The sequence below is a fragment of the Nocardia sp. IBHARD005 genome, assembly GCF_052814245.1.
This window is the reverse complement of sequence record NZ_CP199935.1, coordinates 3,692,727-3,717,863: the sequence shown is the minus strand read 5'-3', so window position 1 is coordinate 3,717,863 and position 25,137 is coordinate 3,692,727. Positions and strand designations below refer to the sequence as shown.

Genomic DNA, 25,137 nt, shown 5'->3' with positions numbered 1-25,137 from the left:
AGGTGGGACCTCGGGGCGATCGATCCGCATCAGCGGCGACGACGGTTACGATGGATGGGTTGTGATCTGGAACACCGATGAACCGTCGACCGCGCTGCGGGTGCTTGCCGTCGATGACGAGAAGCCGGCGCTGGACGAGCTCGTCTATCTGCTGAGCGCGCAGGCCGGGGTCGGGGAGATCCATCGGGCGGGTGAGGCGACGGGGGCGTTGCGGCTGTTGCGGGCGCATCCGATCGACGCGGTGTTTCTGGATATCGACATGCCCGGGCTGACGGGGATGGAATTGGCGGGGATTCTGTCGGAGTTCGCGGAGCCGCCCGCTGTTGTTTTCGTGACGGCGCACGACGATCACGCGGTGGCGGCGTTCGATCTGGGGGCGGTGGATTACCTGCTCAAGCCGTTGCGGGAGGCGCGGCTGGCCGAGGCGGTGCGGCGGATCGTGGCGGCCAGGGTATCGGTGGCAGCCGTCGTGGCGCCGGAGACCGCGCGTCCGAGCGAGGTGATTCCGGTGGAGCTCGGCGGGGTGACCACGTTGGTGAATCGGGCTGATGTGGCCTGGGTCGAGGCGGATGGGGACTACGCGCGGTTGCATACCGGCAGTGGGTCGCATCTGGTACGGATTCCGTTGTCGGCGTTGGAATCACGGTGGGAGGACGCCGGTTTTCTGCGCGTGCATCGGTCGTATCTGGTGGCGTTGCGATTGGTGACCGGGTTGCGGAGTGCGGGGAACGGGACTGTGGTGTGTCTGCGGGCCGAGGGGGCGGCGGGAGCGGTGGAGTTGCCGGTGAGCCGGCGTCAGGTGCGCGAACTCAAGCAGCGGCTCGTGCACGGGCCAAGGCAGAACTGGTCGCAGCGGTGACGGATCCGCAGCGGCCGCCGCGCGAACGGGTGGTGCTGGCGCAGCGGCGGGGTGCGCGTCAGGTGCGCACGCGCACGGAGGTGGTCGAGCAGACCGATCTGGGTGCGGCGTTGATCGGTGGGTTGATCCGGGCGCAGCTGGGTCTGGCATTGCGTCTGGGCCTGGTGGTGGTGGTCGGGTTCGGCGCGCTGCCGGTGCTGTTGCGCGTCGACGCGATCGCCGAGACCACGGTGCTCGGCATTCGGCTGCCGTGGCTGATCCTCGGCGCCGGCGCGTTCCCGGTGCTCTACGCGCTGGGGTGGCTGTATGTCCGCCTCGCTCAGCGCAATGAGGACGACTTCCTGGAATTGGCCGGGGACTGATCCATGCCCTGCGAACAGACGGGATCGCCAGGACGCGGTGAACCCGAGCGCCGAGCCGACGTTGGCCACATCGAATGCGATCGGCGGACGCCGTACCCGTGCCATCCTGCGCCCGGATCGAACACTGCGCAATGCGCGGATCGAACACTGCGCAATGCGATGGGCTGACCCCATGAGCCCCGACAATCCCGCGCTTACGGTCGCCGCACTCTTACTGGCGGCGCTCGCCACCGTCGGCATCGGTTTTTACGGAGTGCGCCTGTCCCGCACGACTTCCGACTTCCTTGTCGCGTCGCGCACGGTGGGTTCGCGCTGGAACGCGGCGGCGATTTCCGGTGAATACCTTTCCGCCGCTTCCTTTCTCGGCGTCGCCGGACTGATCGCCAAATACGGCGCCGACGCCCTCTGGTATCCGGTGGGTTTCACCGCGGGCTATCTGGGCCTGCTGATGTTCGTGGCTGCCCCGCTGCGCCGGTCCGGTGCGTACACCGTGCCCGACTTCGCCGAATTCCGGTTGGGGTCGATTCGGTTGCGGCGCATGGCTGCCGGTCTCGTCGTCTTGGTCTGCGCGGTGTATCTGATTCCGCAGTTCCAAGGCGCCGGACTCACACTGCACATTCTGCTCGGGGTGCCCGGCTGGGTGGGCGCGGTCTCGGTGGGCGCGATCGTACTGGCGAATGTGATCGGCGGCGGAATGCGGTCGGTGACCTTGGTACAGGCATTCCAGTATTGGCTGAAATTGACAGCGGTGGCGGTGCCCGCGCTGGTGCTCGGAATGCATTTCTTCGCCGACGAACGACCGGTCGGCACCTCCGTGCCGCCGACCGTCGACGAGCGAACCACCGTCGACATCTCCACCGATGTCGTGGTGCACCTGGATGTTTCGCAGCAGGTCATGATCACCGGAACGCTCGACGGGCAGCCCGTCGCGGGTCCGGTCGTGCTGACACCGGGCAATCACACTCTCGCCGAAGGTACCGAGCTGATCCTCGCGCCGGGCTCGGCTGTTCCGGTGGTGGCCGGTGCACCGGCCGACGGTGCGAGCTGGGTGGCACCCGGGGGCGGATTCGGCGGGCAACACCCGCAATACCAGGTGTTCTCACTGATCGTGGCGACCTTCCTCGGCACCATGGGCCTGCCGCACGTGCTCGTCCGCTTCTACACCAATCGAGACGGCCCGTCCGCTCGCCGGACCGCGCTGACGGTGATCGGACTGGTCGGCGTCTTCTACCTGTTCCCGATCCTGCTCGGCGTCTTCGCCCGCCTCTACGTGCCCCAACTGCTGATCACCGGCGCCTCCGACGCGGCGGTCGTGCTGCTGCCCGGCGCGGTGCTCGGCGGGCTCGGTGGACAGCTGCTGGCCGCGCTGGCGGCGGCCGGGGCGATCGCGGCGTTCCTGTCCACCTCGTCCGGGCTGCTGGTCAGCCTGGCCGGCGTGCTCAGTACCGACGTGCTGCGCGGGCGCATCCGGGACTTCCGGCTGGCCGCTCTGGTCGCGGGCCTGGTCCCGCTCACGCTCGCGGTGACGGTCGCGTCTCTCGACCTTTCGCGCACCGTCGCCCTCGCCTTCTCGGTGGCCGCGTCGACGCTGTGCCCACTGCTCGTCCTCGGTATCTGGTGGCGCGGACTCACCGCGACCGGCGCGGCCGCGGGCATGCTCGTCGGCGGCATCACCTCAGGTGGCGCGACCGTGCTGGCGGTGCTCGGTGGCGTCTCCCCCGACCTGGCGAACGGCTGGCCCGCCGCGATCGTCGACTATCCGGGCGCGGTGAGCGTGCCGCTGGCCTTCGCGGTGACCATCCTGGTGAGCCTCGCCACCACGGGCCAGGATCCCCGGGCGGTCGCGGGCGTCTTTCTGCGCATGCACGCCCCCGAACGGCTCGGTATGAGCGCCGACCGCGACCCCGAAACCGCCACCCACCGGTGATCTTGCGACGACCGTTCGTCGCACCACACCGACCGCTCACCGCACGGGCGGCCACCTTCACCGAGTGACCCAGGCCACACCATCATGCGCTGCCATCCTGCCCCTTACCGTCATCTTCACGCACGACCCCCCTTCACGCTAGGACGACCGGCATGACCCAAACCGACACCGAGGCGCCAGATCCGCGCACGCCGAGTGCCGACGAATGGCTCGCGGTACAAGCGAGTCCGCAGTTCCAAGATCTGCGAAACCGGCTGCGCCGCTTCATCTTCCCGATGACCGCGCTGTTTCTGGTGTGGTACCTGAGCTACGTGTTGCTCGGCGCCTACGCACACGACTTCATGGCACAGCAGGTCTTCGGCAACATCAACGTGGGCCTGCTGCTCGGCCTGGGCCAGTTCGTCTCCACGTTCCTCATCACCGGGCTCTACGTCCGTTTCGCCAACCGTGAGCTGGATCCGCGCGCCGCGGCCATTCGCGAAGAACTCGAAGGGGCCGCCGCATGATCGGTCAGCGCCCGGAGGCGGCAGCTCGCGTAACCACGCAGGGCACCCGATCATGCAGAGAGGCCACAGCATGAGCGTCACCTTTGCCGCGTCCGACACGGTGGGCAACCCCATCGCCAATATCGCCATCTTCCTGCTGTTCGTCGCGGTCACCATGGTCGTGGTGATCCGGGCCAGCCGCAACAATGCCAGTGCCGCGGACTATTTCACCGGCGGGCGCGGCTTCTCCGGCCCGCAGAACGGCATCGCCATCGCCGGTGACTACCTGTCGGCCGCGAGCTTCCTCGGCATCGCGGGCGCGATCGCCGTCTATGGCTACGACGGGTTCCTGTATTCGATCGGGTTCCTCGTCGCCTGGCTCGTCGCGCTGCTGCTGGTGGCCGAGATGCTGCGCAACACCGGCAAATTCACCATGGCCGACGTGCTCAGCTTCCGGCTGAAGGAAGGCCCGGTGCGCACCGCGGCCGCGCTGACCACCCTCACCGTCTCGCTGTTCTATCTGCTCGCGCAGATGGCGGGCGCAGGCGGCCTGGTCGCGCTGCTGCTCGATATCTCCAGCCGCGCGGGACAATCCGTCGTCATCGCGGCCGTCGGCGTGCTGATGATCGTGTACGTGCTGGTCGGTGGCATGAAGGGCACCACCTGGGTGCAGATCATCAAGGCGGTGCTGCTGATCGCGGGCGCCGCGCTGATGACGGTGATGGTGCTGGCGAAATTCGGCTTCAACTTCTCCGACATCCTCGGTGCCGCACAGGAATCGGTGAGCGATTCCACCAGCAAGGCGGTCGCCGCCCGCGATGTGCTCGCTCCCGGCGCGCAATACGGCGGCAGCGAGCTGTCCAAGCTGAACTTCCTGTCGCTCGGCCTGGCCCTGGTACTCGGCACCGCGGGTCTGCCGCACGTGCTGATGCGCTTCTACACGGTCCCGACCGCGAAAGAGGCCCGGCGCTCGGTGGTCTGGGCGATCGGCCTGATCGGCGCCTTCTACCTGTTCACCCTGGTGCTCGGTTACGGCGCGGCGGCCATCGTCGGCCCGGACAAGATCCTCGCCGCGGCGGGTGGCCAGAACTCGGCGGCGCCGCTGCTGGCGTTCGAACTCGGCGGCGTAATCCTGCTCGGGGTGATCTCGGCGGTCGCCTTCGCGACGATCCTCGCGGTCGTGGCCGGACTCACCATCACCGCGTCGGCCTCCTTCGCCCACGACATCTACGCCAGCGTGCTCAAGCAGGGCGAGGTCGACGAGGTCAAGCAGGTGCGGGTCTCGCGGATCACCGCGGTGGTGATCGGTGTGCTCGCGATCGGTCTCGGCATCCTCGCCAACGGCCAGAACATCGCGTTCCTGGTGGCGCTGGCGTTCGCGGTGGCGGCGGCGGCGAACCTGCCGACCATCCTGTACTCGCTGTTCTGGAAGCGCTTCAACACCACCGGCGCGCTGTGGTCGATGTATGGCGGCCTGATCTCGACCATCGTGCTCATCGTGTTCTCGCCCGCGGTGTCGGGCAGCAAGACCGCGATGATCAGCGGTGCCGATTTCGACTACTTCCCGCTGTCCAACCCGGGCATCGTGTCCATTCCGCTGGCGTTCGCGCTCGGCGTGCTCGGCACCTTCCTCGGTGGACGTGGCGAGCAGGTCGATCAAGCCAAGGCCGCGGAGATGGAAGTCCGGTCGATGACCGGCGTCGGTGCGGAGAAGGCGATCTCGCACTGACGCCACCCCTGCCCGTGCCGGTGGTTCGCCCCACCGGCACGGGCCTGTACCCCCACGCTTTCGAAGGAGAATTTTCTTGTGACCAGTTACCCGCCTGCCCCGGAGTTCGTCGCGCCGGCCAATGCCGATGCCTGGCTGTACGAGCGGGCGCGCGCCGATCGCGACGGTTTCTGGGCCGAGCAGGCCAACCGGTTGCACTGGCACAAGCCCTTCACCGAAGTGCTCGACTGGACCGGCGCACCGGTCGCGCGCTGGTTCGGCGACGGCGAACTCAACGTCGCCTATAACTGCGTCGACCGCCACGTCATCGACGGGCACGGCGACCAGGTCGCCATCCACTGGGAAGGCGAACCGGGCGACTCCCGGGCGATCACCTACGCGGAACTGCTCGACGAAGTGTGCAGGGCGGCGAACACTTTCACCGCGCTGGGTCTCGTGGCCGGTGATCGGGTCGCGATCTACATGCCGATGGTGCCCGAAGCCATCGTGACGATGCTGGCATGCGCGCGCCTCGGGCTCACCCACTCGGTGGTGTTCGCCGGGTTCTCCCCCACGGCATTGCGTCAGCGGGTCGACGACGCCGAAGCCAAGTTGATCGTGACCACCGACGGGCAGTGGCGGCGTGGGAAGCCCGCCGCGCTGAAGTACGCCGTCGACGAGGCGCTGGGGTCGGACCCGTCGACCGTCGAGCATGTGCTGGTGGTGCGCCGGGTCGGCCTCGACGTGCCGTGGACCGAGGTTCGCGACCTGTGGTGGGACGAAACCGTCGCTGTTGCTTCGCCTTCGCACGAGGCGCAGCCCTTCCCCGCCGAGCATCCGCTGTTCATCCTCTACACCTCCGGCACCACCGGAAAACCCAAGGGCATCCTCCACACGACCGGCGGATACCTCACCCAGACCGCCTACACCCACCACAACGTCTTCGACCACAAAGCCGGACAAGACGTCTACTGGTGCACCGCCGACATCGGCTGGGTCACCGGACACAGCTACATCGTCTACGGCCCACTCGCCAACCGCGCCACCCAGGTCGTCTACGAGGGCACACCCAACTCCCCCGACGAACACCGCCACTTCCAGATCATCGAAAAATACGGCGTCACCATCTATTACACCGCGCCCACCCTGATCCGCACGTTCATGAAATGGGGCCGCGAGATCCCCGACGCACACGACCTGAGCACCCTGCGACTGCTCGGCTCCGTCGGCGAACCCATCAATCCGGAGGCGTGGCGCTGGTACCGGGAAGTGTTCGGCGCCAACAAGACTCCGATCGTCGATACCTGGTGGCAGACCGAGACCGGCGCCATCATGATCTCCCCGCTGCCCGGCGTCACCGCCACCAAGCCCGGCGCTGCGATGGGCGCGCTGCCGGGGATCTCCGCCAAGGTCGTCGACGACGAAGGTACGCCGCTGGGTTCCGGCGAATCCGGTCTGCTCGTCCTGGATCAGCCGTGGCCGTCGATGCTGCGCGGCATCTGGAACGATATGGACCGCTACCGCGAAACCTATTGGCAGCGTTTCGCTTCCGATGGCTGGTATTTCGCCGGGGACGGCGCCAAGCTCGACGCCGACGGCGATCTGTGGATCCTGGGGCGCGTCGATGACGTCATGAATGTGTCCGGGCACCGGATCTCCACCGCCGAGGTGGAATCAGCGCTCGTCGGGCACCCGTCCGTCGCCGAGGCCGCGGTGGTCGGCGCCGCCGACGAGACCACCGGGCAGGGGATCGTCGCCTTCGTCATCCTCACCGGCTCGGCGGCCACGGCCGACGCCCTCGTCTCCGAGCTGAAGGCGGCGGTCTCGCTGGAGATCAGTCCGATCGCGCGGCCACGCGAGATCCACATCGTGCCGGAGCTGCCCAAAACGCGCAGTGGCAAGATCATGCGCCGGCTGCTGCGCGATGTCGCCGAAGGTCGCGAACTCGGCGATACCTCCACACTGGTCGACCCGTCGGTGTTCGAGTCGATCGCCACCGCGTGACGGGTCGGCGCTCCGAGCCGGCAGCCGTCTTCCGCACCGACGTCGCACGACGGCGCGGGAATCGGCGGTCGGCCCGAGTCACCATCGAACGGGCCCGACCCCGCCGAAAGGACACAGCGTGAGCGCACCGGATGGACGCGGTATGCCCGGCACCGGGCATGCTGGGACGGTGGAGATACCTATGTTCCCGCTGGGCGCGGTGCTGCTACCCGGTGAGTCGCTGTCGTTGCAGATCTTCGAGCCGCGGTACGTGGCGCTGATCGAGGACTGCATGGATGGGCGGCGGGAGCCGGAATTCGGCGTCGTGCTGATCGCGCGCGGGCACGAGGTCGGCGGTGGTGAGGTGCGCACGGAGGTGGGCACCGTCGCCCGGATCGCCGAGGTCATCGAACTGCCCGGTTCGCGATACCGCGTGCGCTGCAAGGGAACCGACCGTATCCGCATCGACAAGTGGCTCGTCGACGCCCCGTACCCCCAAGCCGAAGCCGCGCACTGGCCCGACGGCCCCGGCACCGACGACAGCGCGTTGCTGGAGGGCTTGCGTGAACGCGCGGACCGCCTGCACACCCTGACGGCCCAGTTCGCGCGCCGCAACGGCATCCGCCGCCCCCCGCCCTCGGCATCGCTGCAGGACCTGTCCGACGATCCGACCACCCGCTCCTACGAACTCGCCGCTCGCCTGCCGATCGGCCCGACCGACCGCCAGTCGGCCCTGTCCGCCCCGGACCCGCACAGTCGACTCGCTGCCTTGTCCACCTCCGTCGACGACGCGATCGCGATGATGGAGTTCCGCCTGCTGTGACGTCAGCCCGCCGGCGCGAGGGTGATCACGATCTTCGCGCGAGCGTGCTCGGTCTCCATGTACTCGATGGCGGCCGGCGTTTCGGCCAGCGGATAGGTCCGGTCGATGGCCGGGCGCAGCAGGCCCGACTCGATCAGTTCGCGGAGCTCGGTGAGTGACCGCGGCGTCTGTTCCGCCAGGGGACACCGGATAGCCGGTTTCACGAACGGCCGAGCCAGCTGACCGCGCGCGAGCAGGCCGACCGGGCCGAACCAGCTGCCGCCGTCGAAGTTGCCGCCACCGGACAGCACCAGCGTGCCGGTGGATTCGACCAGGCGAAGCAGTGCACGCAAGGTCCTGGTTCCGGCCAGGTCGAGGACGGTGTCGTAGCGGCCGGTCACGGTGTCGCGGGTGTAGTCGACGACGTGCTCCGCGCCGAGCGACCGCGCCGCCTCGACATTGCGGGTGCTGCACACCGCGGTGACCCGCGCGCCCCGCGCTCGGGCGATCTGGACCGCGAAGGTGCCGACCCCACCGGACGCGCCGATGATCAGCACCCGCTCACCGTCGCCGACATGGCGCAGGCAGGTCAGGGCGGTATTGGCGGCCAACGGCACCGCCGCCGCTTCCTCGAAGCTCAGATTCGCCGGCTTCCGGTCGAGCAACACCCGCGCCACCGCGACGTACTCCGCGAACGAACCGCTCACCGCCTCGCCGAACACCTCCTCGCCCACGGCCAGGTCCGAGACACCGTCCCCCACCGCCTCGACCGTCCCCGAGAAGTCCCCGCCCGGCACCGGGTTCGCCGGTCCCCGGCGACCGAACACCGACCGATCCATCCACCGCGCGATCTTCGGGTCACCCCGCATCACATGCCAATCCCGCGCATTCACCGACGCGGCGCGCACCCGAACCAGCACCTCCCCCGCGCCCGCCGACGGCCGCCCGACCTCCGTCACCGCCAACATCGCCGATGACCCGTATACCTGCTGCGTAATCGCCCTCACACCGAGAACGCTAGGCGCCCCGACCACCCACCCACATCAGGGAATCCCCCGATGCGTCCGGAGATTTCACGCCAGGTGCGGGCCTACCCGCGTGGCACCGGACGCTGCGGCGAACGTGTCTCGCCAACGGGATTCGCCAGACACCGCTCGAGTGCACCGAACGCTTCGAAGACTTCAGGGGCCTCGAACGCGCGGTTGCGGCGGCCGACTGTGAGTTGCCGCAGGATTCCGGCGTCGACGAGTCGCTCGATCGCGGTGTTGGCAGCGGGAAAACTGCGTTCCACCAGAGCAGCGGCGGTCGCGACGGTGATGATCGGCGCGCCGACGAGATGCGGAAGTAGCAGGGCGGCAGCCGAATCCGCTCGCAATGGCGCAACCCGCTCGCGCCATCGCCGCAACAGGGCGGCGGTTCTCGTCTCGAACATTGTGGCGTCGGTGACCGCCTGTTCACAGGCTGCGGCGAACCTACCGATCCAGGCATTGACGCCGTCCATCGCTGCCCCGGTGCCGGATGGACCGAGGTGACGGAATCCGGTGAGGCCATCGATGTAGCTGCGGGTCGCCGTGGCCAAGACGAGCGAAATCGGCGCGATCACCCGCTCGGAGAGTCCTCGTCGACGGAGCACGAGGTGGATCAGAACACGTCCCGCACGACCGTTGCCGTCGACGAACGGGTGGATCGTCTCGAACTGGGCATGTGCGATCGCTGCCTGCGCGACCGCGGGCAGGTCGGCGGTGTTGACGAACGCGATCAGGTCCGCCATCAACTCCGCGACATAGCGCGGCGGCGGTGGCACATACGCAGCGGAGCGCGGGTTGTACGAACTGCCGCCGATCCAGTTCTGCTGATCCCGGTACCTGCCGCCGTGGGAGGCGAGGTGCGTGCCCGTCATCAATCGTCGATGCACATCGGTCAGTACCTCATCGGTGATTTCCTGACCGCGCGAGACCGAACGCACGCCCAGTGCCATCGCATCGATGTTCGCCAGCACCTCCACCGCGGTGACATCGGTGGAGACTTCGTCGAAGGCCGCGGCAACCTCAGCGCGCAACAACCGTCGTGCGCCGATTTCGAGGCCTTCGATGCGCGAGGACGCGACGGCCTCGGCCCGCAGCAGCAGTCGCGACAGCACCTCGGTATCGGACAACGCCGACGCGTCCCGATCGAGCCGGGCAATCGCGATCTCGGCATCCGCGACATCGGCGGCCGTGGCGCCATCGAAGGTGAATGCCCTGCCCATCAGCGGATCCGGTAGGTAGGCATCAAAAGAACCGGCGCTCCGGTCACGACGGGACAGCCCACCACGATCGAGGGAACTCTCCCACTGACACGACAATAGCTCGGCCAATTCACACCTCCTTATTAAAGCTTATCAGTCAATCTTTAATAAGGAATTCGAGATCGCTGACTTCTACCTCGGAAACGGTCGAACCAGGAGGGGGTGTGGGCCGTTGACAGGGAAGGAGCTGGTGCGCGCGAGACGCGGACCAGCTGCCTCCTCGACCGAAGCGGAGAGCGACCGATGACCATCAACGATTTCTCGCTGAACCGCCGCGCCGTCGTGGTGGGTGCGGGCGTATTGGCCGCCGCGGGAACGCTGACCGCGTGCGGTACCTACGAGAAGAACGACGCGGCGCCCGCCAGGGCTGCCGAACCAGGGGCACCCGCCGGTGCGCTGACCAAGGCGGCCGATGTCCCGGTGGGCGGCGGGGTGATCGTCGGCGACACCGTCGTCACCCAGCCGACGGCGGGCAATTTCGTCGGGCTGTCATCGACCTGCACGCACGCTGGGTGCAAGGTCGCCACGGTGGCGAACGGCACCATCAACTGCCCCTGTCACGGAAGCCGATTCGGGCTCGACGGTGCCGTGCGCGGCGGTCCCGCGACCGAGCCGCTGCCCGCCAAACCCGTTCGCGTCGAGGGAGACTCGATCGTTGCCGGGTAACCCGAACGCGCACCACACCCGCACCGCGGCAGTGCGGGCGTGGCGATGCGATCAGCCTGCGGCGTCCATCATTTCGGACATGCGCCGTTCCATTTCTTCCGGCGAGACGTCCTCGATGTGGGTGGCCACGGTCCAGCGGTGACCCCACGGGTCTTCGAAGGCGCCGCTGCGGTCGCCGTAGAACTGGTCGGTCACGGGGGTGATCGCGGTGGCGCCCGCGGTGAGCGCCGCGGCGAAGGCGGCGTCGGCGTCGGCGACGTAGACCATCAGGTTCACCGGGGAGCCGCCGACGGACTTCGGGTCGCTGAAGCCGATCTCGGGGACCGGGTCGCCGACCATCAGTACCGAGTCGCCGACCAGCAGCTCACTGTGGACGATGGTGCCGCCGGGGCCGTCCATCTTCATGCGCACGGTCGCGCCGAAGATCGCGGTGTAGAAGTCGATCGCAGCGGCCGCGCCCGCGCACGCCAGCCCGGGACAGATCCGCGGATAGCCGTCGGGGAAGGGGGAAACATCAGACATCGGAGACCTCCGTGTCGAGAGTGATGCTCGGACGACCACCAGCGTATTCCCCTGGCCTGATCGGGGAAAGGCCGCCGCACCCTTCGGCCAGTCGGTGAGATCAGGACTAGTAGAACTCGTTTTACTCCTGTAGAACTTGGTGCAGGTTGTAGAACCTGTTTCAGTTTTGCTGTCGAAGTCGGAGGGCCGGGACGTGCGCTACGGGGTTGTCTTGTTCACCAGTGACCGGGGCATCACGCCCGCCGATGCGGCCAAAGCCGCCGAGGACGCCGGATTCGACGCGTTCTACGTCCCCGAGCACACCCATATTCCGGTGGTGCGGGCCGCGGCCCATCCGCAGACCGGGGACTCCTCGCTGCCCGACGACCGGTACCTGCGCACCCTCGACCCGTGGGTCGCGCTGGCCACCGCCGCCGCGGTCACCGAGCGGATCACCTTGTCGACGGCGGTGGCACTGCCCGCCGAGCACCACCCGATCACCCTCGCCAAGACCATCGCCTCCCTCGATCACCTGTCCGGTGGGCGGGTGGAACTGGGCGTCGGATTCGGCTGGAACACCGATGAACTCGCCCATCACGGCGTTCCCGCGAACAAGCGACGCACGGTATTGCGCGAGAACCTCGACGCGATGCGGGCACTGTGGTCGCAGGAGGAAGCCGAATTCGCCGGTGACTTCGTGAAATTCGGACCGAGCTGGTCCTGGCCGAAGCCGGTGCGCGCCGGGGTCCCGGTATTGCTCGGAGCGGGCGGTACCGAGAAGTCGTTCGGCTGGCTGGCGGCCAATGCGGACGGTTGGATCACCACCCCGACCGAAGGTGACCTGGGCGCCAAAGTCGAACTCCTGCACCGGGTCTGGAAGGACGCGGGCCGCGACGGCACCCCCCGGGTGATCGCGCTGGCCGGTCGTCACAATGCCGAGCAACTCGCCCGCTGGGCCGACCTCGGCGTCACCGAGGTGGTCTTCGGTCTTCCCGATAAGAGCGCCGACGACGTCGGTGGCTATCTCGGCCACCTCGGCGGGAAACTCGCCGTCGCGGCGTAAATCCGAACCGGCTCAGCCGCACCGGTTTCAGCCGCTACTGGTTTCAGCCGCTACTGGTTTCAGCCGCGGAGTTTGCGCACCTGAGCCGCGGTGAGATCGGAGAGCACGCCGGGGTCGACGACTTCCGGCGCGGTGACAACAACCTGAACCAGCGTGTTCCCCACCTGAACCAGCGAAGTCGCCGACGTGAGCGTGAGCCCTTCGCTGGTAGCGGTCAAGGCGAACGCCGAGCCGGCATCGCCGGCAGGCGGCTGAGCGAGTGCGCTGGTTCGATACTCGATCCGCACCCCGGCGTCGTCACCCGAGTAGCTGGTACAGCGCCGGGGCTGGGCCTGCAGCGCATCGAACGCCGGGGCCAGCGCCGCGTCCGCATAGCTCGCGGCATCGATGTCGATGGTGGCGAAGCTGGGCCCGGCGAACTGCACCGACGCGGCGGCGGCCGACCCAGGCCACTGCTGCGCGATCGGCAAGAGCAAACGCCCACAGTCCGGCGGATCCGTCAGCGCCGCGGGCGGCACCGCGGGCTCGCCGGACTCACCGCGCGGCGGCACCACCGCGAAATCACCGGGCAGATCCGTCGCGGCGAGCAGACCCGCCGACAACTGCGCCGCATCGCGGACAACGGCGCCGGTTCCGGGTGCGGCCGCGACCGCGACCGCGGCAGAGAACGGGACCGATCCCGGCGAGTCCACCGTGTCGCCGGACCCACAGCCCGCGATCCCGGCCAACCCGAGACATGCCGAAACAACCGCGCCCACGCGCAGCGAACGTACCCGCATCATTCCGTCCAGGTCACGCGTGTCGACTGCGTCTGCACCAACGTGCTCACACTGCGCGCGTCCCGATAGGTCTGCTGTCCGCCGATCTCGATGGAGCCCGAAACCGGCAGCGGCATACCGAGATCGATGGTGATCGAGCCGACGCCTTCCATCACGTAACCGTCGATGTCGAGCTCACCCGCGTCGTTGGGCAACTCCCACACAGTGTCGGTGGGTGTCTGATTCACCTGCAGATCGATGGTGAGCCGGTCGCCCTCCCGGCTGGTGAGCGTGGCCGTGGTGATCTGGTCCAGGGTGACCCCGCCGGTGATCTTCTGGTGCACCGTCCACACCGCACCGATCCCGACGGGCTGGTCCGGGAACGCGATCGATTGATACACAGCCTGGTAGAAGGCCTGCTCGAGCGCGGCCCGCGCCGTATTCGGGGTGTCCGGTGACGGGGCCATGCGCAGCTCGGTGATCGCGCCGAGGTCGCTCATCCCCAAACCGGCGTGTGAACCGCCGGCGGAGGTGAACGCCTTGTTGAGCGCGGGGTCGGGGGTGGTGACCGCGCCGACGGTGAGGTCGACGCCATCGGCGCCCGCGCGCGCGACCATCGGGATGGTCAGCGCGGCGGGCGAGAAGTCGCGGACAGGCTGATCGTTGACCTGCTGCTGGATCCGGTAGTCGGTGCGCAACGTCACTTCCTGGGTGGTCCCCGCGGCATAGCGCGGTCGCAGCAGATCTCGCGGCTCCTCGCCGGGCGAGACCATCGTGGTGACCGCGGCCGAGATCGGCACGGTGACTTCCTTGCCGATGCCGAGCGGCTCGGTGCCGTCGGCCTCCGCGGCAGGGGCCGAGCGGTCGGCGCACCCGGCGCCGAAGGTCGCGAACCCGAGCACGAGCGCCACCAGTAACACCCCGGGGCGCGCGATGCGGGGTAAGCGAGATCTAGACAACACCGTCACAGCCATCAGGGTACGACCGCTTCCTGAGTAACACCTGGGACTCCTCGGCACCGCGGCGAAGGCCAGATCACCATTAGGGAATGATGGACGCGTGAGTGAAGACCGGCCAACCGACAACGCTGCCGTCCCCGAGACCGGCGACGACTCAGCCACACCGTCGGCGGCTGCCGTGCCCGAGACGGCCGAGACGGCGAAACCCGCTGGTCGCCGCCGTTTGACGACGTTGCTGATCATCGCCGTCGTCCTGTTCGGGCTCGACCTGCTGACCAAATGCCTCGCGGTCGCCCTCATCGACCCGGGCGAATCCGTCCCGATCATCGGCGATTTCGCGCGGTTCACCCTGGTGCGCAACCCGGGCGCGGCGTTCTCGATGGCGACCGGCATGACCTGGCTGCTGACCCTGATCGCCGCCGCGGTGGTGATCGGTGTGATCCGGATCGGGCGCACCCTGCGTTCGCTGTGGTGGGCCATCGGCCTCGGCATGGTGCTCGGCGGGGCGCTGGGCAACCTGGTGGACCGGATCTTCCGATACCCAGGCCCGCTGCAGGGCCATGTGGTCGACTTCGTCGCCGTCGGGTGGTGGCCGGTCTTCAACGTCGCCGACTCGGCCATCGTGTGCGGGGCGATCTTGCTGGTCGCGCTCACCGTGTTCGGTTTCGAACCGGACGGGACCCGCAGCGGTCGCAAACACACCGAGGAGACCGTATGAGAGAAACCAGAACGATGCCCGTCCCCGATGGACTCGACGGGATGCGGGTGGACGCGGGACTCGCCCGCCTGCTCGGCCTCTCGCGGACCGCGGTCGTGGCGCTGACCGAGGACGGCTCGGTGCAGATCGACGGGGTCGCCGCGGGGAAGTCCGACCGGCTCACCGCGGGCGCGTGGCTGGAAGTGATCTTCCCCGAACCCAAGCAAGCGCTGACAGTCGAGGCCACTCCCGTCGAGGGGATGAACATTCTCTACGCCGACGACGACATCGTCGCCGTGGACAAGCCGATCGGCGTCGCCGCGCACTCCGGTGTCGGCTGGACCGGACCGACCGTGGTCGGCGGCCTGGCGGCGATGGGTTATCGCATCTCCACCTCGGGCGCGCACGAACGGCAGGGCATCGTGCACCGGCTCGACGTGGGCACCTCCGGTGTGATGGTGGTGGCACAATCCGAACACGCTTACACGATGCTCAAGCGCGCCTTCAAGGAACGCACGGTCGACAAGCAATACCATGCACTCGTGCAGGGACACCCGGATCCGAGCAGCGGCACCATCGACGCGCCGATCGGGCGCGCGCGGGGTAATGCCTGGAAGTTCGCGGTGACCGGTGACGGCAGGCCCAGTGTCACCCACTACGACACCATCGAGGCGTTCCAGGCGGCCAGCCTGCTCGACGTCCACCTCGAGACCGGCCGCACCCACCAGATCCGGGTGCACTTCTCCGCGGTCCGCCACCCCTGCGCGGGTGACCTCACCTACGGCGCCGACCCGACGCTGGCCAAACGCCTCGGCCTGGAACGGCAGTGGCTGCACGCGCGTCAGCTCGGCTTCCACCATCCCGCCGATGGTCGCTGGCTCGAGATCACCAGCGAGTACCCCGACGATCTGGCGGGCGCCCTGGACGTTTTACGCAATGCCTGACGACCCGCGGTCGTCCGAACCGGCGCCGGATACGGCGCCGGACGACCGCGGGGAACCGCCCGCCGACCAGGCGGGAGACAGCGCGAACACCTCCTCGGAGACACTCGGGAAAATGCCGGCGGAGCCGGGATCGCAGGCCGACGATGACGATGGCCGATTCTCCCTGCGCAATGCCGCCTTCTACGCGATCGCGGCCATCGGCGCGGTGATCCTGCTGGTTGTCGCCTACCGCGAACCGGCGCCCACGTCGGCAGTGGCGACCGATCGGCTGGGACCCGCACCCGGCGAGCAGGTTCAGCAATACCTCGGCGACGCACGGGCCTCCCTCGGCGGTGCCGGCACCGACCCACACTGGGCGCTGGTGTCGTTCGCCGAATACCTGACGCCCCAACAGATTCCGGCCGCGGCCGATGGGTTGCGGGTTTCCGGGGTGATCCAGCACGTGCCCGTCGAGCGGGTACAGACACCGGTGATCACCGTCGCCACCCCGGGCGGCGACGAGCCGGCGGTGAATTCCGGTGACGCGGCCGCGGGCTTGGTCGCGGCACAACAGTTCCGCGATCAGCGCAGCGCCGAGATCGCCCGTCTCACCGAGACCCGCCTGCGCGCGGGCTGCGCATGTACGGCGGGCATCGTCGTGCGCGGCACGCTCCCCCAATTACGTGACCTGGCAACACAACCCGGAGTCAGGGCGGTGCAGGCGCTGCCCGCCGACGCCGTCGCAGGCCGGTTCGCGGTGAGCCCGTTGCTGCCCGGCAGCACCGATACCGTCGCCCCGAACCCCGATGACGGCCCGGTTCCGACCGAGTAGTACTGCGGTCGAGGCGACGACTGTCCTTGAATCGCAACGATGTTCGCCGATGCTGGAGCTGCCTACGGCCGATCGGTGGTGCGGCGCGTATCGGCCAGTTCCCACAGCGTGCGCGCCCGGTCCACATCGCCGGCGCGGTCGTAGGCAGCCGCCATCAATGCGAGCGCACCGGCATCGAGCCGGTCGAGCTGCACGATGAGGCCGGAAAACAGATCGTCGAGTTCGTCGGGGGTCACCGGGTGGTCCCGAGACGATGCGACAGCGTTACCTCCATAACCGGCAAAGGTACTCCAACACCGAATGTCGGTCCGGCACAAGGGTTCTCGAATCGATTACGGTCGAGTCAGGGATTCCTCACGCCCCCTGCGCACCGACCGGGGGAAAGAACTTACCCGCGCCGCCGGAGCGCCGCGCCTGCACCCACCACGCCAGCTCGACCAGCACGATGCCGATCGCACCGCACACCACCGCGGCCAGCGTCAGGCGCGGGTTGGACGGGTCGAGTTTGAAGAACTCGCGGGTGAACGGGATCGTGAACAGCGCGACGTAGGCCAGCACCGATACCGCGATCAGCACCACCTTCCACCACACATACGGCCGCGCCACCAGCACGAGCACCCACACCGCGATCATGATCAGCGTGATCAACGCGGTGGTGCCCGCCTGCACCTTCTGCGTCTCGGAGGCTTCCGGCCCGGCGTAGGCGATGAGGTAGGACACGAAGGTCGCGACGCCGATCACCACGCCGGAGGGCACCGCGAGGCGCATCACCCGGCCGACGAAGCCGGTACGGGCGCGCTCGTTGTTGGGCGCCAGTGAGAGCACGAACGCGGGGATGCCGATGGTGAACCAGGCCGCGATGGTGACGTGGCGCGGCAGGAACGGGTAGCCGATGGGGTCGTAGCCGAAGATCTGCGAACCGACGCCCGCCAGGCCGACGAGGAAGGCCAGCAGCACCGAGTACACGGTCTTGGTGAGAAACAGGTTCGAGACGCGTTCGATATTGCCGATCACCCGGCGCCCCTCCCCCACCACATACGGCAGGGTCGCGAACTTGTTGTCCAGCAACACGATCTGCGCCACCGCGCGGGTCGCCGGGCTACCGGCCCCCATCGCGACACCGATATCGGCATCCTTGAGCGCCAGTACGTCGTTGACGCCGTCACCGGTCATGGCGACGGTGTGCCCGCGCGACTGCAAGGCACCGACCATGGCGCGCTTCTGATCGGGACGGACACGGCCGAAGGTGGTTTCGTGATCGAGGACGTCGGCGAGCGCGGCCGGATCGTCGGGCAGAGTGCGCGCGTCGACGGCGTGGTCACCGCCGGGCAGGTCGAGCGATGAGGCGACGGCACCGACGGACACGGCGTTGTCGCCGGAGATCACCTTGATCGAGACCTGCTGGCTCGCAAAGTATTCCAGGGTTTCCTTGGCGTCGGGACGCACCTTCTGCTCGAGCACGACCAGCGCGGCGGGCTCGACCCGGCCGGGCGCGTCGTCGGCGTCGACCGGACGGTCGCTGCGTGCCAGCAGCAGCACACGCAGACCCGACGAGCCGAGCTGTTCGGCGTTGGCGGCGTCGGCGGAGGCGGGATCGAGCAGCACGTCGGCGGCGCCGAGCAGCCAATCACCGTGGGCGCCATAGGAAATGCCGCTCCACTTCTTGGCCGAGGAGAACGGCGCGATGGCGGTCTGCGACCAGCCGGGCGAGTCGGGCAGTGCTTCGGCGATGGCCTGGACACTGGCATTGGGGCGCGGGTCGTCGCTCGCGAGCGCAGCCAGTACGGCGTGCAACTGTGCCTCGTCGAACGCGCCGAGCGGTTGGACCTGCGCCAGGCGCATGCCGTTCTCGGTGAGGGTGCCGGTCTTGTCGGCGCACACCACGTCGACGCGCGCCAGGCCCTCGATCGCGGGCAGTTCCTGCACCAGGCACTGACGTTTACCCAGGCGCACCACACCGACCGCGAAGGCGATCGAGGTCATCAGCACCAGGCCCTCGGGGACCATCGGGACCAGCGCGGCGACCATCCCGGTCACGGCGGGCCGCCACGATTCCCCGCTCGAGACCAGCTGGTTGTAGATGCTGAGCAGACCGGCCGGGATGAGCAGGTAGGTGATGAATTTCAGGATCTTGTCGATGCCCGAACGCAATTCGGAGTGCACCAGCGTGAACTTGCTGGCCTCCTCGGCCAGTTTCGCGGCGTAGGCGTCCTTGCCGACCTTGGTCGCGCGGTAGGCGCCCGAACCCGACACCACGAAGCTGCCCGACATCACCGGTGCGCCGATGCCCTTGTCGATCGGGTCGGCCTCACCGGTCAGCAGCGACTCGTCGATCTCGAGCGCGGCGGACTCTTCGACCTCGCCGTCGACCACGATCTGATCGCCGGGGCCGAGCTCGATCAGATCGTCGAGCACTACCTCGCCGGGCGAGACCTGATGAGCGACGCCGTCGCGGCGCACCGTCGGCTTGGCCTGGCTGACGATCGCCAGCTCGTCGAGGGTTCGCTTCGCCCTGACCTCCTGGATGATGCCGACCGCGCTGTTGGCCACGATGAGCAGACCGAACATGCCGTCGATGATCGAGCCAGTCGAGAGCACCAGCAGGAACAGCACGCCGAGAATGGCATTGATACGGGTGAAGACATTCGCGCGGACGATCTCGCCGACCGAACGACTCGCCCTGGCCGGGACGTCGTTGGTGCGCCCGTCCCGGCGGCGCTCATCGACCTGTGCTGCGGTGAGCCCGGCGGCGGCGGGCTCCTGCACGGAAATGGACATGCTCGCCAGATTAGCGGGTCGTATCATGGGATGAATGCAGCGCAGCTCATCCCCGCCCGGTGTCGTTTTCGGTGCGGGCGCCTACCTCATCTGGGGCTCGTTCGCCGCCTTCTTCGGGCTGCTGTCGTTCGCCTCGCCTGCCGAAGTGGTGGCTCAGCGGATCGTCTGGACGCTGGTCGTGGTGCTGCTCGTGCTCACGCTGACCGGGCGGCTCGGTGGCTTGCGCGGGATCGATGCCAGGACCTGGCGCATGGCCGCGGCCGCCTCGGCGGCGCTGTCGCTGAACTGGGGTGTGTACGTCTTCGGCGTCACCACCGGGCACATCGTGGAATGCGCGCTCGGCTACTTCATCAACCCACTGGTCACCGTCGCCATCGGGGTGCTGCTGTTCCGGGAACGGCTCACCAGGGCGCAATGGGTGGCGCTGGGGCTGGGTGCGCTGGCGGTGGTGGTGCTGACCGTCGATTACGGCAGGCCGCCGGTGATCGCGTTGATCCTGGCCTGCTCGTTCGCCGCCTACGGGCTGGTGAAGAAGGTGATCCGGCTCGACGCACTGCCCGGCATCGCGGCCGAGGGCATGGTGGCTGTGCCGTTCGCGCTGGCGTTCCTGATCGTCCTGATGGCCACCGGCCGTAGTGAGATGACTTCCAGCCCCACCCATTTCGGTCTCATGCTCGCCACCGGGCCGGTCACCCTGCTGCCGCTGCTGCTGTTCGCGGTGGCGGCCAAGCGGGTCCCGCTCTCGACCATGGGCATCCTGCAGTACCTCACCCCCGCCCTGCAGATGGCCTGGGGCGTTGCAGTCATGCACGAACCCATGCCTGCCTCACGCTGGGCCGGATTCGCCCTGATCTGGGTGGCGCTGGCGGTGTTCACCACCGACGCCCTGGTGCGGGGACGGCGCAATCGGCAGCTCTCGGTGGCCGAGGCGAAGGACGCGACTGCGCATTAGCTCGATTCGGTGTCAGCCCGGCGCGACGCGCCGGTGGATCGCATGCCGACCGGTAGGCTCGCTAGTCGGACAATCGGCTGGTGGGCACCCGAGAGAGGTGGGTTCTGTGCACGATGCGGGGTTCTCGGATCGGGTCGCCGGCGTGCTGGTGGGTACTGCGGCCGGTGATGCGCTGGGGGCAGGCTACGAGTTCACCCATCCGGGGCCGGACACGGTGATCGACATGGTCGGCGGCGGGGTATTCAGCTGGGCGCCGGGTGAGTGGACCGACGATACGTCGATGGCCGTAGCCGTAGCGGTAGCCGCTGCCAACGGGCCGGGGATCGATCTCGACGCGGTCGCTGCCGGGTTCGTCTCCTGGTACGACTCGAAGCCGCCCGACATCGGGAATCAGACTCGAACTGTGTTGTCCGCCAGGCCTTCCTCCGCGCTGGACATGCAGGCCGTGGCGATGTCGCTGACCGGGCGAACCGGAGGTAACGGGTCGCTGATGCGAACCGCGCCGGTCGCGTTGGCCTACCTCGACGACGCCGCCGAATGCGTCGCGGCGGCGGGCCGGGTCGGACTGCTCACGCACTACGACGAGAACGCCGTCGAGGCGTGCAAGTTGTGGACCTACGCGATCCGGCACGCCGTACTGAACGCCGATTTCGACGGCGTTCGCGAATATGTCAGCGGCTCACCACAATCCGCGTACTGGACCGAACGTCTCGACGAAGCGGAGAAGGGCACCCCCGCCGACTTCCCGAACAACGGCTGGGTGGTGCACGCCCTGCAAACCGCGTGGTGGGCGATCACGTCCACCGATCCTTCTACGCCCGAACAGCTTCCACTCGCCCTGGAGGCGTGCGTGCGCGCGGGAAACGACACCGACACCACCGCGGCCATCGCGGGCGGCCTCCTCGGCGCCCGCTGGGGAGCCTCGGCCGTGCCCGCCCACTGGCGCGCCATCCTGCACGGCTACCCCGGCCTCACCGGCGCCGATCTCCCGGATCTCGCTCTCCGTATCGCCACCAACTCTCGCTAGGCGCACCTGATCTCAGGTGTGCCACCACGCAGGAGCGCGACAGCGGTGCGCACGCTGGCCGTGTCCGTCGCTGACCGTCCTGAGCGCGTGTGACACCGGGTCGGCAACGCGCGTGGAACAATGCCCGACCCAGAGTCGGCATTCGTCGCAATGCCATGGGGGATCGCGGTCCGCATCGTGAGGTCGCGAGGGGAATCCGGACGGCGTCCTCGTGCGACCCGATACCCAGGCGGCCCGTCAGACCGCAGGGCGACCTGGCGGCTACCAGGCGGTGATGGTGGGTCCGGGAGTCCAGGTACCCCAGCGGTTGTCGGAGTTGATATCCACCTTCGCCGGGGTGGCGGTGGTGTCGAGGGGGAGGTATTGCTCGAGGGAGCCCCAGTCCCTGTCCCAGTCGTTGTTCAGGTAGGTCGGCAGGGTGCGGGCGGTGAACAGGAGCTGGGTCCAGCCGAGTGGGCCGCCGCCGTCGTGGCCCTGCCAGAGGTTGGTGATGGTGGCGCCGTTGCGGTCGGGCAGGATGCGGTATTCGGGGAGCTCGGCGATACCGTTGTAGGTGGGCATCTGGTTCTGGCACGGGAAGTGCAGTCCCACAGCCCAATCCAGCAAGACCGGGGCCGTACGGCCGACGAGCGCACTGAGCGTGGTGGTCTGCGGCATGCGCGGCGGGGTGACCGCGAGCCACTGGTCGGGACCGAGGTCCTTGTCGGCGGCGACCAGGCGGACAGCGCTCGTATCGGAGGGCAGCTGGTCCATCGGGATGCGCAGATTGCGCCACATCGGCGCCGGGCCGATATCGGTGGGAGCGATCTGGCCGGTCACGGTCACGGTGCCGTCGGCCGCGGCGGTGCCGTATTCGACGGCCAGTTCCTGGCCGGGGTGGACGATGCCGTCGGCGTCGACCGAGCGGATCCGGCCTGCCACCGACATCGCGAGCAGCGGGCCACGCGGGCCGTCCGGCAGGCGGAACCAGCCGGTTGTCAGCGCGGCGGGTTCCTGGGTGCCAGAGCGGTAGCTACCGAGGACGGGGGTGGTCGCGGGGTCGAGACCGAACGGCAGTTGCAACGAGCCCTGCCGTGATTCCGAGCCCGCCGAGGTGGAGGCCTCGCGCAGCTTGTCGGGGTCGTCGGACACCGAGTTCGCTTGGCCGGTGGTCGATTCCACCTCGTCGGAGGTGAGCACGGGCGCGACGCCATCGGCCCGGAAGCCGGTGGAGTCGGTGCCGTTCATCGTGGTGATCATGTCGCCGGACAGCGGCGCGAGCAACGAGGCGTTCGGGTCGGTTTCGACGAGCACCTCGTCGGCCATGCCACAGCCACCGGCGAAGGCCGCGGAGAAGTTGGAGCCGGCCAGGGAGTACGCGGGGTATTGGGCGACGGTGGCCTTGGCGAAGGATGCCACTTCGAACAGCACCATCATCGCGGCCGCGATGGCGAGGACGGGCAGCCCAGCCACGCGCCCCACCTTGGCTTTCGGGTTCGGGTGGATGTGGAACCACGCGGCAACAGCGAGCGCCAGCACGGTCAGGCCGACGAACAAGGTCGAGACGCCATAGCCCGCCACGGTCGGCGGCTTGTCCCACCAGGGGATCCCCCATGAAGAGACATACCAGTAGCCGTTGGCGCCGACCCACGTCATGGCGAGGGTGAAGAAGACCCCCGCGGCGAACAGCGCGCGATTGCGCATCGGCCGCAGGACATTCGCGCTCACCGCGACCGCGGTCACCGCGGCGACACAGGTGGCCAGGCCCGCGAACACACCGAACTGGTGGGTCCACTTGGTGGGCGAGAACATCATCAGCACCATGGCGGCCAGGGTGATGCCGAGCATGCGCCGAGTCGGACCAACGGCGATGCCGGGGATGTGGCCGCCGCGCCGCAGCATGACGGCAATGCAGACGATGACGCCGATCAGCATCGCGAAGACACCGAATCGCCTTGTCAGCCAGCCATCGGCGTTGAGTTGCAGCAGGTATTGGTAGCGCAGGAATTCCATGAACCAGGATTCCTTCGGGCCGATCACGGCGTGCACGGCGAACATCTCACGCACGCCGGCGAACGTCCGGTCGGCGAACACGACCGTCATCACCACCGCACCCGCCGCCAGAATCGGCAGCAACAGCGCGAGATAACCCACCGTCTTCGCCCGCTTCATGATCACCGCAGTGACCACGCGCGCACCGGCGGCCAGCGCGCCGAGGCAGATCAGGCCCGACGGTGCGCCCGTGAGAGTGAATGCCGCCACGATCACCGCGACGGCGAACGGCACGAGTCGCCGGGTCGCGATCGCTCGCTCCACCGAGACCCAGGTGACCAGAACACCCAGCGCGACAACGAATTCCGCGCGCAGACCGTTGTTGTAGGGCAGCCAGAAGGCCAGGAAGACGAAGGCCGCGGTCCAGGTGGCGACGCGTTCGCGGCGCACAGCCACACCGAGGCGGGGCAGCACTTCGCGGCTGATCAACCACCAGGTGAGCACGCCCGCGCCGAGCGCGGGCAGCCGGACCAGCGGGCTGACCGCGGAGATGTGGGTGAGCCAGCCGATGATGTCGGTGTAGGGGGTGTAGAACGGGCCCTCGTCGACACTGAACCAGCGGTAGTAGTTGGACATGTTGCCCGAACTGCGCGCACCCCTTGCCATACCGAGGATGTAGCCGTCGTCGGAGGTGTTGGCGCCGATGAAATGCCAGACCAGCAGGACCGAGAACACCAGCCAGTCGACGGGGCGCAGCCGCCACCAGCGTTGCGGCAGGAATCGGCGCGCGGAGCGGCCGTCGAGGGCATCGAGGCGGTGCAGGGCGAACAGCGACAGTGCCGTCGCCAGCAGACACAGCACGATCGCGGCCAGTTTGAGCCAGGTCGGCGACGACGTGTAGCGGGCGTCGACGTCGACGCGCACCGCGAGGTCCGCGGGGGCGGCGCCGGTCAGCTCACTGAACACGCCGACGACCTGCGGACGCAGATCAGCGGCCACCGCGGCGCCGGACGCGGTGAGACCTGTTGTGGTGACCGTGGATTGCTGCGCAGTGATCGCGATCGTCAGCGCGCAGGAGCGGTCGATGACCTCGGCCAGCGGCGCTGTCCACACCAGGGTCGAGCGCGAGACCACGTCCACGCGGCCGGGGCGTTCGGCGGTATCGGCGACGACCTTGACGACGAAGCCGTACTTCTCCATGTCGGCGGACTGCCGCGGCACGGTGGAGACCGCGACACCGCCGGTTGCGGCCAGGGAACTCAACGCGGCGCACGGCACCGTCGCCGACAGGGCGGCGGGCGCGTAGGCGATGAGCGGCGATTCGACCGCGGCGGGCGATCCCTGCTGCGGCCAGGACACTGTCGCGGCGTCGACCCGGACGGGCAGGAACGGGATCACCGCGGCACTGAGAATGCCGATCAGTCCCGCGACGATCGCGACGATGCGCGCCCACCCCGCACGATCACGTCGCGTCGGCTCCGAAACACCCTTGGGCGGATGCCCCTGCCGCACGATCGTCTCTACCACGGGGCCCGATAGTAGCCGCGCCACCGACAGCAGGCGAAACACCGTCGCGCCTCGCACGCAAAAGCCCCGT

At 68.4% G+C, this 25,137-nt stretch carries 22 protein-coding genes; 14 read left to right on the top strand and 8 right to left on the bottom strand.

Features of this window, described 5'->3' with window-relative positions:
* Positions 1-61: 61 nt before the first annotated feature.
* The 7 genes from ACTWPB_RS17320 to ACTWPB_RS17290 all read left to right on the top strand — a co-directional run bounded on the left by ACTWPB_RS17320 (position 62) and on the right by ACTWPB_RS17290 (position 8,147).
* A complete protein-coding gene (locus ACTWPB_RS17320; protein WP_446221674.1) occupies positions 62-859 on the top strand; it encodes a LytR/AlgR family response regulator transcription factor in 798 nt (265 codons plus the stop codon).
* Positions 856-1,221, top strand: a complete 366-nt coding sequence (locus tag ACTWPB_RS17315) for a hypothetical protein (RefSeq protein ID WP_446221673.1) — start codon at positions 856-858, stop codon at positions 1,219-1,221. The genes ACTWPB_RS17320 and ACTWPB_RS17315 overlap by 4 nt, the downstream gene beginning before the upstream one ends.
* Before the next feature lie 172 nt (positions 1,222-1,393).
* Positions 1,394-3,148 carry a sodium/solute symporter gene (locus ACTWPB_RS17310; RefSeq protein WP_446221672.1) on the top strand — a complete coding sequence of 585 codons (1,755 nt, stop codon included), beginning with the start codon at positions 1,394-1,396 and terminating at the stop codon, positions 3,146-3,148.
* Positions 3,149-3,300: 152 nt separating this feature from the next.
* Positions 3,301-3,654 carry a DUF485 domain-containing protein gene (locus tag ACTWPB_RS17305; protein ID WP_446221671.1) on the top strand — a complete coding sequence of 118 codons (354 nt, stop codon included), beginning with the start codon at positions 3,301-3,303 and terminating at the stop codon, positions 3,652-3,654.
* Between the two features lie 70 nt (positions 3,655-3,724).
* Positions 3,725-5,362: a solute symporter family protein gene (locus ACTWPB_RS17300; protein WP_446221670.1), complete on the top strand. Its 1,638-nt coding sequence runs from the start codon at positions 3,725-3,727 to the stop codon at positions 5,360-5,362.
* A gap of 78 nt (positions 5,363-5,440) precedes the next feature.
* A complete protein-coding gene (gene acs, locus ACTWPB_RS17295; protein ID WP_446221669.1) occupies positions 5,441-7,345 on the top strand; it encodes an acetate--CoA ligase in 1,905 nt (634 codons plus the stop codon).
* Positions 7,346-7,463: 118 nt separating this feature from the next.
* Positions 7,464-8,147 carry an LON peptidase substrate-binding domain-containing protein gene (locus tag ACTWPB_RS17290; RefSeq protein ID WP_446221668.1) on the top strand — a complete coding sequence of 228 codons (684 nt, stop codon included), beginning with the start codon at positions 7,464-7,466 and terminating at the stop codon, positions 8,145-8,147.
* A gap of 2 nt (positions 8,148-8,149) precedes the next feature.
* Here the strand turns inward: ACTWPB_RS17290 and ACTWPB_RS17285 are convergent, their stop codons facing one another.
* Positions 8,150-9,133 carry an NAD(P)-dependent alcohol dehydrogenase gene (locus ACTWPB_RS17285; protein ID WP_446221667.1) on the bottom strand — a complete coding sequence of 328 codons (984 nt, stop codon included), beginning with the start codon at positions 9,131-9,133 and terminating at the stop codon, positions 8,150-8,152.
* Positions 9,134-9,216: 83 nt separating this feature from the next.
* Positions 9,217-10,374, bottom strand: a complete 1,158-nt coding sequence (locus ACTWPB_RS17280) for a Fic family protein (RefSeq protein ID WP_446221666.1) — start codon at positions 10,372-10,374, stop codon at positions 9,217-9,219.
* Between the two features lie 282 nt (positions 10,375-10,656).
* Here ACTWPB_RS17280 and ACTWPB_RS17275 point away from each other — a divergent pair, with 282 nt between their 5' ends.
* Positions 10,657-11,079: a QcrA and Rieske domain-containing protein gene (locus ACTWPB_RS17275; RefSeq protein ID WP_446221665.1), complete on the top strand. Its 423-nt coding sequence runs from the start codon at positions 10,657-10,659 to the stop codon at positions 11,077-11,079.
* Between the two features lie 51 nt (positions 11,080-11,130).
* On the opposite strand, the gene ACTWPB_RS17270 is transcribed toward ACTWPB_RS17275, so the two are convergent.
* Complete coding sequence (locus ACTWPB_RS17270; RefSeq protein ID WP_446221664.1) at positions 11,131-11,601, bottom strand: VOC family protein; 471 nt, start codon at positions 11,599-11,601, stop codon at positions 11,131-11,133.
* A 193-nt stretch (positions 11,602-11,794) separates the two neighbouring features.
* Between ACTWPB_RS17270 and ACTWPB_RS17265 the strand changes: the two genes are divergently transcribed.
* A complete protein-coding gene (locus ACTWPB_RS17265) occupies positions 11,795-12,643 on the top strand; it encodes a TIGR03619 family F420-dependent LLM class oxidoreductase (protein ID WP_446226384.1) in 849 nt (282 codons plus the stop codon).
* 59 nt (positions 12,644-12,702) lie between these two features.
* Here the strand turns inward: ACTWPB_RS17265 and ACTWPB_RS17260 are convergent, their stop codons facing one another.
* Positions 12,703-13,425, bottom strand: coding sequence for a hypothetical protein (locus tag ACTWPB_RS17260; RefSeq protein ID WP_446221663.1), 723 nt, complete (start codon positions 13,423-13,425; stop codon positions 12,703-12,705).
* A complete protein-coding gene (locus ACTWPB_RS17255; protein ID WP_446221662.1) occupies positions 13,422-14,375 on the bottom strand; it encodes a hypothetical protein in 954 nt (317 codons plus the stop codon). The genes ACTWPB_RS17260 and ACTWPB_RS17255 overlap by 4 nt, the downstream gene beginning before the upstream one ends.
* A gap of 85 nt (positions 14,376-14,460) precedes the next feature.
* Here ACTWPB_RS17255 and lspA point away from each other — a divergent pair, with 85 nt between their 5' ends.
* The 3 genes from lspA (at position 14,461) to ACTWPB_RS17240 (ending at position 16,812) form a co-directional block, all read left to right on the top strand.
* Complete coding sequence (gene lspA / locus ACTWPB_RS17250) at positions 14,461-15,078, top strand: signal peptidase II (protein ID WP_446221661.1); 618 nt, start codon at positions 14,461-14,463, stop codon at positions 15,076-15,078.
* Complete coding sequence (locus ACTWPB_RS17245; protein WP_446221660.1) at positions 15,075-16,001, top strand: RluA family pseudouridine synthase; 927 nt, start codon at positions 15,075-15,077, stop codon at positions 15,999-16,001. Before lspA ends, ACTWPB_RS17245 begins: the two co-directional genes overlap by 4 nt.
* A 112-nt stretch (positions 16,002-16,113) precedes the next feature.
* Positions 16,114-16,812: a hypothetical protein gene (locus ACTWPB_RS17240; protein ID WP_446221659.1), complete on the top strand. Its 699-nt coding sequence runs from the start codon at positions 16,114-16,116 to the stop codon at positions 16,810-16,812.
* A 62-nt stretch (positions 16,813-16,874) separates the two neighbouring features.
* Here ACTWPB_RS17240 and ACTWPB_RS17235 read toward each other — a convergent pair whose 3' ends face one another.
* Both ACTWPB_RS17235 and ACTWPB_RS17230 read right to left on the bottom strand, forming a co-directional pair.
* Positions 16,875-17,048, bottom strand: a complete 174-nt coding sequence (locus ACTWPB_RS17235; RefSeq protein WP_446221658.1) for a hypothetical protein — start codon at positions 17,046-17,048, stop codon at positions 16,875-16,877.
* 118 nt (positions 17,049-17,166) lie between these two features.
* Positions 17,167-19,590, bottom strand: coding sequence for an HAD-IC family P-type ATPase (locus tag ACTWPB_RS17230; RefSeq protein WP_446221657.1), 2,424 nt, complete (start codon positions 19,588-19,590; stop codon positions 17,167-17,169).
* Positions 19,591-19,624: 34 nt separating this feature from the next.
* Here ACTWPB_RS17230 and rarD point away from each other — a divergent pair, with 34 nt between their 5' ends.
* Together rarD and ACTWPB_RS17220 are read left to right on the top strand one after the other, a co-directional pair.
* Positions 19,625-20,542, top strand: a complete 918-nt coding sequence (gene rarD, locus ACTWPB_RS17225) for an EamA family transporter RarD (protein ID WP_446221656.1) — start codon at positions 19,625-19,627, stop codon at positions 20,540-20,542.
* Between the two features lie 97 nt (positions 20,543-20,639).
* Positions 20,640-21,569 carry an ADP-ribosylglycohydrolase family protein gene (locus tag ACTWPB_RS17220; protein ID WP_446221655.1) on the top strand — a complete coding sequence of 310 codons (930 nt, stop codon included), beginning with the start codon at positions 20,640-20,642 and terminating at the stop codon, positions 21,567-21,569.
* 261 nt (positions 21,570-21,830) lie between these two features.
* Here the strand turns inward: ACTWPB_RS17220 and ACTWPB_RS17215 are convergent, their stop codons facing one another.
* Positions 21,831-25,067 carry an arabinosyltransferase domain-containing protein gene (locus ACTWPB_RS17215; RefSeq protein ID WP_446221654.1) on the bottom strand — a complete coding sequence of 1,079 codons (3,237 nt, stop codon included), beginning with the start codon at positions 25,065-25,067 and terminating at the stop codon, positions 21,831-21,833.
* Between the last annotated feature and the right edge of the window lie 70 nt (positions 25,068-25,137).